This is a genomic window from Brachyspira catarrhinii (genome assembly GCF_005518285.1).
In the GTDB taxonomy this organism is placed as follows: Bacteria; Spirochaetota; Brachyspiria; order Brachyspirales; family Brachyspiraceae; genus Brachyspira; species Brachyspira catarrhinii.
The window spans coordinates 1-11,043 of the sequence record NZ_SJDU01000042.1 but is presented as its reverse complement, the minus strand read 5'-3'; the positions used below and the strand labels follow the sequence as shown (position 1 = coordinate 11,043).

General features: G+C 31.7%; 7 protein-coding genes and 1 pseudogene. 5 read left to right on the top strand and 3 right to left on the bottom strand.

The window, feature by feature from the left end; translation table 11 throughout:
• The 3 genes and pseudogenes from EZH24_RS13970 to secA form a co-directional block, all read left to right on the top strand.
• Positions 1–1,514 (top strand): annotated as a pseudogene (locus EZH24_RS13970) (TreP protein); the annotation flags it as partial.
• Between the two features lie 52 nt (positions 1,515–1,566).
• Positions 1,567–4,332, top strand: coding sequence for a TreP protein (locus EZH24_RS02895; protein ID WP_137997629.1), 2,766 nt, complete (start codon positions 1,567–1,569; stop codon positions 4,330–4,332).
• A 148-nt stretch (positions 4,333–4,480) separates the two neighbouring features.
• A complete protein-coding gene (gene secA, locus EZH24_RS02890) occupies positions 4,481–7,420 on the top strand; it encodes a preprotein translocase subunit SecA (protein ID WP_137997628.1) in 2,940 nt (979 codons plus the stop codon).
• Between the two features lie 141 nt (positions 7,421–7,561).
• Here the strand turns inward: secA and EZH24_RS02885 are convergent, their stop codons facing one another.
• Together EZH24_RS02885 and EZH24_RS02880 are read right to left on the bottom strand one after the other, a co-directional pair.
• Positions 7,562–8,053, bottom strand: coding sequence for an NAD(P)H-dependent oxidoreductase (locus EZH24_RS02885; RefSeq protein ID WP_137997627.1), 492 nt, complete (start codon positions 8,051–8,053; stop codon positions 7,562–7,564).
• Between the two features lie 55 nt (positions 8,054–8,108).
• Complete coding sequence (locus EZH24_RS02880; RefSeq protein WP_137997626.1) at positions 8,109–8,747, bottom strand: NAD(P)-dependent oxidoreductase; 639 nt, start codon at positions 8,745–8,747, stop codon at positions 8,109–8,111.
• A gap of 203 nt (positions 8,748–8,950) precedes the next feature.
• Between EZH24_RS02880 and EZH24_RS02875 the strand changes: the two genes are divergently transcribed.
• Positions 8,951–9,373, top strand: coding sequence for an Rrf2 family transcriptional regulator (locus EZH24_RS02875; RefSeq protein ID WP_137997625.1), 423 nt, complete (start codon positions 8,951–8,953; stop codon positions 9,371–9,373).
• A gap of 163 nt (positions 9,374–9,536) precedes the next feature.
• Here EZH24_RS02875 and EZH24_RS02870 read toward each other — a convergent pair whose 3' ends face one another.
• A complete protein-coding gene (locus tag EZH24_RS02870; protein WP_161976095.1) occupies positions 9,537–10,115 on the bottom strand; it encodes a TetR/AcrR family transcriptional regulator in 579 nt (192 codons plus the stop codon).
• Positions 10,116–10,279: 164 nt separating this feature from the next.
• Between EZH24_RS02870 and EZH24_RS02865 the strand changes: the two genes are divergently transcribed.
• Complete coding sequence (locus tag EZH24_RS02865) at positions 10,280–10,927, top strand: flavodoxin (RefSeq protein WP_236847044.1); 648 nt, start codon at positions 10,280–10,282, stop codon at positions 10,925–10,927.
• The last annotated feature ends 116 nt before the right edge of the window (positions 10,928–11,043 follow it).

The window sequence follows — 11,043 nt, the reverse complement described above, 5'->3', positions numbered from 1 at the left end:
AAAATAAAGAAATTCTGCTCGAAGCGAACGATAATTTTTCTTATTCTTCGCCAACTGTTATTGACGACAATAATATAGCTTTAATAGTTTCAGAATTTGGAAAAAGGCATATTGCGATTTTCAATTATCAAACAAAAACTTTGCGATATATAGAAACAAGAGACGAAAGTTTAAATTTTGCGAGATATTTAAGATACTCGGGCGGCAAACTTTTATTTTCTTATAATAATAACGACAGATTTTACAAATTGGGAGAATTGGATTTAAATGCAAATAGTATAAAACTTTACGATAAAGATTTTTCGGGCGGAGTTTTTGCTCCCGTTTATGCGGAAGGTTCGATTTATTATATTGGCAATTTTTCAGAATATAACAGATTAATGAAATTTGACGAAAGCGTTAAACCTCAAATAAAAAATATTTCGCTTACTTCAAAAACCATAGAAGGATACGATTTTACTCCAGAAATGGAACTAAAAAATTATAACCCGATTAAATACGCGAAACCTTGGGCTTCTTGGATTCCGTTTTTTCAATATAACGACACTTATCAATATAAAATAAACGGTTTTGGAATATTGTCGGTTATGAGTTCGCCTTCTACGGATAATTTTGCCACTTTATGGCTGGGATTCGATATTCCTTCAAAATTCTTGCAAACGGATTTAAGTCTTGTTTCTTCGAGTTTATTATATCCGTTAAATTTTAGTTTCGACAGCAAAGTAATTTATTCTACATCTAATAAATATTGGAGATTAGGAAGTTCTATTAATATGCAATTTCCTATTTTTACCGAGAGCGATAAAGTATATTTCGGAATCGCTCCAATAATTAGCGGGGCTTTATTTTCGGAAAATGTGAGAGCAAACGACAATTCGAGCGCGTTTAAGTGGAAATATAATTCTTGGAGTTTGACGACAACTTTACTGACTTCTTTTACTTTTAATGTAAACTCCGATAAACCTTACAGAGACGATTTGATAAGTTTGGCTTTATATAATATGTATTCGGCAAATTATAACAAATTCGGATTAGATTTTGAAGCCCAATTTCAAACGAGATATATTCCGATAAGAATGAGTTTTTATGGCGCTTATGTTTTAAACGGAATTGCTTCTTTTGACGGAACTTCAAGAATATTCGCCACAAAATATGTAAGCGCTCCGCCAGAATTTTATGCTTACGCAAAACAAAAAAATCTTGCGAACAATTATTTTTTAGCGGGAGATGTCGAGCTTTTAGGATATGTTGACGCTAATTTTAATTTGAGCCATATTTATTTTGATAACTTCTTTGCTTCGTTGTCTTATAGATTCGCATATTACGATAAAGAATTTATGCATTCAGTCGCGTTAAAAGTGGGAACGGACGCGGGAATTCCAATCGGTTATTTTAATTTACAAGGAGAACCTTATATAATGCTCGCTTTAAAAATTCCAAAAACAATCGAAGGTTTTCAAAAAATTTCTTTTAACGATTTTTATATTGGCGTAGGACTTCAAATGTCATGGTAATTTTATTCATAGTTTCATTGGTAATTTTAAAAAATTCTGTTATCATTTATATATGAAGAAATTTATTATATTTATAATATTAGTTTTTTTAATTATATTTGAACTATCTTATTCTCAAAATGCCGTTTTCAAACCTTTTAGAAAATTATACACTATACAAACCGAAAAATTTGAAATAATCTTTCCAATGGAATCGAGAAGAACAGCGGAAAAATTAGCTAAAATTGCGGACGATATATATAAAGAATATTCCACAATTTTAAATAGCGAAGTTGACGGAAAAATCCCAATCACAATAACTCCCGATATAAATGTATTCAACGCATGGTCTACTCCTCTACCCTATCCCGCTATTGTTTTATTCGACACTATTGAAACGGACGAAACATTGGACAACGATAACTTTAAGGTAACTTTTATTCATGAGCTTACTCATTCATTAAGTTTGGCTTCAGAAAACGCGGGTTATCCTACAAAAGTTTTGGGAAATTGGGCTTCAATGCTTTTTTTTAATACTCCGATTTTCATGCTTGAGGGAATAAGCGTGAGTATGGAAAGTCATAAAGGTTTTGGAAGAGCGAACGACCCTTTTGTCAAACAGACATTGAGGCAGGATATTTACGAAGGAAAATTTAAAACTCCGATACAATTAAGCGATATTTGGAGTAAAAGACCTTCCGATTCTTATTATTTATACGGCGGACTATTTTCAAAATATTTGATAGACAGATTTGGAATTGAAAAATACAACGAACTATGGAATGTAATGAGAAAAAAATTATCTTTTTCTTTTTTGATTTATAATTCTGGTTTTTATGGCGCGTTTAAAAAAGTCTATGGAATTAACTTTATGGAAGTATGGGGAGATTTTCAAAATTATTTGGCGCTCGAAAATGTCAGTCCAAGCGAAGATTTGAGAGTTAATGACAAAGAAACTTATATTGGAGATTTGCATTCATACGGAGATAAAGTTTATTATATAGACAATAATGTCGGAGCTTTTTATTCTTACAAACAAAATAGAAACGGAAATAATCAAAAAAAAGATTTGAAATTGGAATTTTATATCGATAGAACTTCGGAAAGTTTGGATATTTCTTCGGACGGAAAAAGAGCTTTAATAGTTTCTATGACTTATAACGCGGGACTTTATAGATATATTACAAAAGAATACGATTTGGAGAAAAAGAAAAGAACAAAAAGAAAATGGGCGGATATTCAATACGCGAGATTTTTCAGAGACGGAATAATCGGAATCGGAAAAGATTTGCATAACGCCGTTTTGATTTATATTGACGAAAACGAAAATAAAGAAATTTTGCTTGAAGCGAACGATAATTTTTCTTATTCTTCGCCAACCGTTATTGACGACAATAATATAGCTTTGATAATAACCGACTTTGGAATAAAAAAAATTGCGATTTTCAATTATCAAACAAAAACTTTAAGATATGTGGAAACAAGAGACGACACTTTAAATTATGTCAAATATTTAAGACATTCAAACGGCAAACTTTTATTTTCTTATAACAATAACGACAGATTTTATAAATTGGGAGAATTGGATTTGAATGCGAATAATATAAAACTTTACGATAAAGATTTTTCTGGCGGAATTTTATCTCCCGTTTATGCGGATAATTCTATTTATTATAAAGGCAAATTTTCGGAACATGACAGGTTAATGAAATTCGATAAAACGATTGAACCTCAAATAAAAAATTTTTCTTTCGTTTCAAAAACTATAGAAAAGTATAATTTTACTCCCGAGATGGAACTCGGCAAATATAATCAATTTAAATATATTAAACCTTTTGCGACTTGGGCGCCGCTTCCTCAAATAAATACTTCTTTTCCGTATTTTATAAACGGATTTGGAATTTTTTCTTATTTGGCTTCTCCTTCACGCAAGAATTCGGCTAATATTTGGCTTGGGCTTGATATTCCTTCGTTATTTTTGCAAACGGAATTTAATCTAACTTCTTATAGTTTATTATATCCGTTGAATTTTCATTTCGACAGTCAAGTCGTTTATTCTACTTATAATTATTGGCAGTTAAGTGGTTCGATTGATATGCAATTTAAACTTTACACAGAAAGCGATAAAGTATCTTTCTATTTAAGCCCGATTCTATACGGAGCTTTATTTTCGGAAGATACGATTCCAAATTATATATCGAGCGCTTTCAAATGGAAATATGATTCGTGGACTTTTGTGACGACTTTGCAGGCTTCTTTCATTTTTAGAACGAGAGCGGATAAACCCTACAGAGACGATTTAATAAGAATTTCTTTATATCCAATGTATTCGGTAAAATATAACAGATTCGGATTCGATTTCAGCTCTCAATTTCAAACGAGATATATTCCAATAAGAATGAGTTTTTACGGAGCTTATGTTTCAAGAGGGTTGGTTTCTTTTGACGGAACTTCAAAAATTTTCGGAACAAAATATGTAAGCGCTCCAGCGGAATTTCATGCTTATGTTAAACAAAAAAATCTTTCGGATAATTATTTTTTAGCGGGAGACATAGAATTTTTGGGATTTGTCGATTCGCAATTTAATTTAAGTCATATTTATTTTGATAATTTTTTCGCTTCGTTATCTTACAGATTCGCTTATTACGATAAAGATTATATGCATTCTATCGGATTAAAAATCGGAACAAAGGCAAGCATCCCGATTATTTCCTACAATATAATAACGGGAGAGCCTTTTATATCAATCGCTTTGAAAATGCCAAATAAAATTGAAGGCTTTCAAAAAATTTCTTTAAGCGATTTTTATTTTGGTTTCGGTTATCAAATGTCTTGGTAATTACTATGTCACATATTAGATATACCGCGTATTTGTTGTTATATTTAAATTTTATGTTATCATTAGTTTTAAGTTTTAATAGAATAAAAATTATAAAATCTATTATATTTATTTTTTATTAAGTTTTTAATTAAGGAGACACTCGATTATGGGAGCGATGGACATTGTATTTAAATTAATATTCGGTTCAAAATCTCAAAACGATGAGAAAATATTGAAGCCTATAGCCGAAAGAACTTTATCGTTTGAAGAGAATATAAAAAAATTAAGCAACGAAGAACTTGCAAATAAAACGAAAGAATTCAGAGAGCGAGTAGAAAAATATATCGGATGCAAAACGGAAGAGCTTGATTTAAGCGTGGAAGAAAATAATAAAAAATTGCAAACTATATTGGATGAAATTTTACCCGAAGCTTTTGCCGTAGTAAGAGAAGCGAGCGTAAGGACAACGGGAATGAGACATTTCGATGTTCAAGTTATGGGCGGAGTGGTTTTGCATCAAGGAAGAATAGCCGAAATGAAAACGGGAGAAGGAAAAACTCTTGTTGCGACTTTAGCGGTATATTTAAATGCATTGACGGGACTCGGAGTGCATGTGGTGACGGTAAATAATTATCTTGCAAAAAGAGACGCCGAATGGATGATGCCGATTTATTCTATGCTTGGAATATCGGTTGGAATATTGGACGACACAAAACCTCATTCGCCAGAAAGGAGAGAAGTTTACTCAAGAGATGTCGTTTACGGAACTAATAACGAATTCGGTTTCGATTATTTAAGAGACAATATGGTAATAAGAAAAGAGGATAAAGTTCAAAGAAAATTTTATTACGCAATAGTGGACGAAGTCGACAGCATATTGATAGACGAAGCGAGAACTCCTCTTATAATATCTGGTCCAGCCGAAAAAAATATTAAAATGTATTACGAAATAGACAGAATAATTCCAATGCTAAAACAGGCGGAAACGGACGAAAGAATGAGAGAAGTCGCAGGAACGGGAGATTATGTATTGGACGAAAAAGACAAAAATGTTTATCTTACCGAAGAAGGCGTTCATAAAGTCGAAAAACTTCTTAATGTGGAAAATCTATACGGAGCGCAAAGCAGCACTATAGTTCACCATGTCAATCAGGCTTTGAAGGCGCATAAAGTCTTTAAAAGAGATGTCGATTATATGGTGACGGACGGACAAGTTTTAATCGTTGACGAATTCACGGGACGCGTTTTGGAAGGCAGAAGATACAGCGATGGACTTCATCAAGCTATAGAAGCGAAAGAAAAAGTCGCAATACAAAACGAATCTCAAACTTACGCCACAATCACTTTTCAAAATTATTTTAGAATGTATCCGAAATTATCGGGCATGACGGGAACTGCGGAAACCGAAGCGGAAGAATTTTATAAAATATATAAATTGGATGTCGCCGTAATTCCTACCAATAAACCTGTGGCGAGAGAAGATTTGTCGGATAAAATATATAGAACTAAAAAGGCTAAATTCGAGGCTTTGGCAAAATATATAAAAACTCTTCAAGATGAAGGAAAACCCGTCCTTGTCGGAACTGTGTCGGTTGAAATGAACGAAGAATTATCTAAAATATTTAAAAGATATAAAATAAATCATGAAGTCTTAAACGCTAAAAATCACTCGAGAGAAGCGTCAATAATAGCGCAAGCGGGAGAACCTGGAGCGGTTACTTTGGCTACAAATATGGCGGGAAGAGGAACGGATATAGTTTTGGGAGGAAATCCCGTAGCGAAAGGCGTAAACGAAATAGAGCAAATTCTCGTTTTAATGAGAGACAAGGCATTTAAAGAGCGAGACCCTTATAAAAAAGAAGAGCTTACAAAAAAAGTAAAATCAATAGATTTATATAAAGAAGCTTTCGTCAGACTTATAATATCGGGGAAAACGGAAGAAGCTAAAGAGATTGCAGAAAAAAATAATATTTTGGAAATGATTGAAAAAATCGATAGGATAATTCAAATTAATGAAAAATCCAAAACGGATAAAGAAAAAGTTATATCCGTTGGCGGACTTCATGTAATAGGAAGCGAAAGGCATGAAGCAAGACGAATCGACAATCAGCTCAGAGGAAGAAGCGGAAGGCAAGGCGACCCTGGTTTAAGCGTGTTTTATTTGTCGCTCGAAGACGATTTGATGAGACTTTTCGGAGGAGAGAGAGTTTCAAGTATGATGCTTGCGATGGGAATGGGCGAAGAGGAAGAGCTTGGACATAAATGGCTCAACAAATCTATAGAAAACGCCCAAAGAAAAGTGGAAGGCAGAAATTTCGATATAAGAAAACATTTGCTCGAATATGACGATGTTATGAATCAGCAGAGAATGGCGATTTATTCGGAAAGAGATTATATACTTTATTCGGAAAATATATCTCAAAGAATAGAAGAGATAATTTCGGATGTCGCCGAATCTACAATCAAGAATATAAGCGACAGTAAAAATATAAATCCTATAGAAATAATAAAATGGTTTAACAGTTATTCGATAGGAATAGACGAGGAAGCGGTTAATAAGGCTATAGAAGGCGGAATCGACAACGCTACAAAAAATATAACAAATTTGCTTATTGAAACTTATAGAAAAAAAGCGACTTTAGTCGATGAAAAAGTATTTAGAGAAGTTGAAAAAAATATATTTCTTTCGGTAATAGACAATCGATGGAAAGACCATTTATTTTCTATGGACGGTTTAAGAGAAGGAATAGGACTTCGAGGATACGCCGAAAAAAATCCGCTTACCGAATATAAATTGGAAGGCTATAAAATGTTCGTTTCCACAATGAATACAATATATAACGAGCTTGTCAATTTGATAATGCGAGTAAGAATAGTTCCTAATTCGTTTAACGCGGTTGAAAGAGAAAGTGCGTTTGACGGCGGAGTGGAAGAAAAAGGAAATGTAAGCGCTATGGATAACAATATGCAGGGAAAACCTAAAATGGGACATGCTCAAGTAAAAATGACAAATAAAATCGGAAGAAACGACCCTTGTCCTTGCGGAAGCGGTAAAAAATATAAATATTGTCATGGTAAAGATAATAGAGATTCTGGAGCGGCTTAATTTTATTTAATAAATTTATTAAATGATTTTGGTTACCGCCCGCTTTCACCAACGGTGTCCCTGCGGGAAGCGAAAAATAAAGGGCATATATTTTTTAATAAATATATGCGCTTTTTGAGTTTACTCTAATATCAAATATTTTTATTTAAAAATATTCAAATATTCTTTTATAGGCAAATTATCTTTATTCGCTCCATAAATACAAAAAGGTTCTTCGATTTTCACTCCAATAAATTTGAAACTCAAATTTATTGGCGATAGAATTTCATTCATATTAAAATCCAAAGTATCGTAAAAAGATTTTTCACTTCCTGCTGTAGTTATAATCTTAAAAGTTTTATTTTCTAAAGCTTTTGGCTCGCTTCCATAAAGTATATCAGCTAAAACTATATCCTGCCATTCCTTTAATATACTTGGCATACTATACCAAAATAAAGGAAATTGAAAAATAATATTATCCGCTTCCTTCAAAAGCGTCACTTCCGATTTTACGGAATTTATTTTGCCATCGGGATAAATGACACTTAAATTATGGATATTTACATTTTTGTTATCCTTCAATTCTTCCAAAAGCGCTCTATTTACTTTAGAATTTTTCCAAAAAGTATGAGCAAAAATAATTAAGTTTTTCATTTAATTTCTCCTTTTTTTAATGTTAAATTTTTGTGTTAATTTTGCTTTTTAAATATTATTTTGAGACGAAAGTTATTCTTTTATTCAAATATTTTTTATTTTCTATTTCGTCCACAAAACCTATCGCGTAATCCGCGTAACTTATCATGCTTTCTCCTTTTGAGTTAACGCATAACTCGTCTTTATCTCCTATATTGTATTCTCCCGTTCTTTTTCCATCGGCTTGAAAATCCGCGGAAGGCGAAATATATGTCCATAAAACATTTTTCTTGCCTCTCAATATTTCAAACGCTTTATTGGAATTTTTAGCCAAGTTTATCCAATCTTTTGGAAAATCGGGACTGTCGATTAAAATCATAGTATGCTCTTTATTTACAAACAAACTCGCGGCTCCTCCGACAACCATTAATCTGATATTCGTATCCGCCAATATGTCGCATAAATGATTCATCACTTCGCCATGTTTAGGAAGTTCTTTTTCTTCCCATGCTCCAAACGCGCTTACGACAGTGTCGAAATCTTTTAAATCCTCTTTCTTCAAATCGAATAAATCTTTTTCGATTACTTTAACGCTCGAATTTGAAAGTTTAGATTTGTTTCTCACTATCGCCGTAACATCCAAGCCTCTTTTCAAAGCCTCTTCCATAATTAATTTTCCAGCTTTTCCCGTAGCTCCTATTATCGCTATCTTCATTTTTTTACTCCTTCGCCAATCGCTTTGGCATTTTTTAATTTTTGTTTTTATCTTTAATTAAAGATATTGTAATAGCTATTATTACAATAAATTATAACATATTTGAAATGTAATGTCAATACTTACAATTAAATTTTTTTTATTGGAATTTATTAAAATTATTATATAATTGATTTAATATTTGAAATTGCGAGATAAGTTTAATGAAAATAAGTTCAAGGTTTACCATAGCCATTCATACTCTTTTATGCATTTTGTTGTTTGAAGATAAAAAAATAACCTCTAATTTTTTGGCGGGAAGCGTGAATGTAAATCCCGTTATAATAAGAAATATTTTACTTCAATTGCAAAAAGCGAGCATTATCACGGTAAAAAGAGGAACGGGCGGAATAAAAATGAATAAAAAAGCTAAAGATATAACTTTATTTGAAATATTTGAAGCTGTCGAAAGTTTGGACGGAAAATTATTTTCGTTTCATAAAAAGCCAAATTCAAAATGTCCCGTTGGAAATAATATAACAAAAATATTGCTTCCGAAATTGGACGAGATTCAAAAATCTATGGAAAAAGAATTGAAGAAAACTACTTTGAAAGATATTTTTAACGACTTGCAAAATAATTTGTAATGTTGTATAATAATTGAATTATTGATTAAAAGGACGATAAATTAGATAATAAGTTAAATTTTTTCATATTTCCTTTAAATTATATTTGTAAGAGTCTCCCGAGTTTTCGGGAGGCTTTTTATTAATTATTAAACTAAAATCAATTAGAATAAAACCGAATTTTTTATTTTTTCATTATACTTTCCAAACCATGACAAACTAACTTTACGGCAAGCTCTTTTATTTCTTCCAACGATAACTTTTTACCGTCCGCTACCCATTGCCTATAAATAATCGAGGAACTTGCGCCATAAAATGAAAAAATTATATTTTCATAAGCTTTGTTATCCGAAAAAGCCCCTCCATCGTTTTTCTTTCTATAATTTATAATCTTTTTCACTATTTTATCGTTTATGTATTTATAATTTTCGCTGCATATTATTCTTTCATTTATGGGATTGTTATGCATTATTTCAAAAAATAATCTTATTAAATATTTTATATCTTCAAGATTTTCATAAGAAATCTCTTTTTCTATAAAAGGATTATATATGCCCTTTTGTATTTCAAGTAGTAAATCGTCTAAACTTTTATAATGATAATAAAAAGTTTTTCTATTGATTTTAGCTCTTTTGGTAAGCTCTTTTATAGTAATATAATCGTAATCCATTTCAAGTATCATACTTTCAAAAGTATTTCTTATAATTTCTTTGGTTTTTATCATTCTTAAATCTTCTTTTTTCTTGTTCGTTTTTGAATTCATATTAAATTTATATCCTTTTTTAAGATTTTTATACCTCACAATCAAAATATTTGTGGTATAAGGGACAATAAATAAAATCATGTCCGTTGATTAAAAATTTCAATTCACTATAATAATCAATATAAATAGGCAATAGTAAAAAATTAAATAAACGGGAGGTCGAGATGACTAAAACATTAAAAACAATAACTTTATTGCTTGCAAGTTTAGTATTGTTTTCTTGCGGTAATCAAGCGAACGCTCAAAACAATACGACTGAAAACGCTAATATTATGACAGCTGAATATAAAGAAAATTCTGCAAATGCGATTAATATTGCGGCGGACGATAATAATAAAATTCTTATCGTTTATTTTTCTTGGAGCGGAAACTCGAGGACTTTGGCGGGTTATGCGAGAGATATAACGGGCGGAGATATATTTGAAATCGTTCCAGCTCAACCGTATCCAAGTCAATATAGAGAAGCCACGCAACAAGCAAGGGAAGAATTAGACAATAATTATTTGCCAGCGATTAGAAATCAAATTAATAATCTATCTTCTTACGACACTATAATATTGGTTTATCCGATTTGGTGGGGAACGATACCGCAAGTAGTTAAAAGATTTTTGCAAGATAACGATTTTTCGGGCAAAACCATCGCTCCTATAGGAACGCATGGAGGCTCAAGATTGGGAAGAAGTTTGACGGATATAAGGGCTTTATGTCCTAATTCCACGATAACCGAAGGCTTGGATGTTAGAAGCGGAAATGTTAGCGGGGCGAGAAATACGGTTAGAGATTGGATAGATAAAGTAGGAATAAATAAATAAATTAAATAAATGCCATATTAAACAAAATGGCAAAGGAGAAAAAAGATGTTAAAAAAAATCTTAACAATTATTATTACGGTTTTTGCGTTAATTGGCTGTAATAATAATCAAAACGA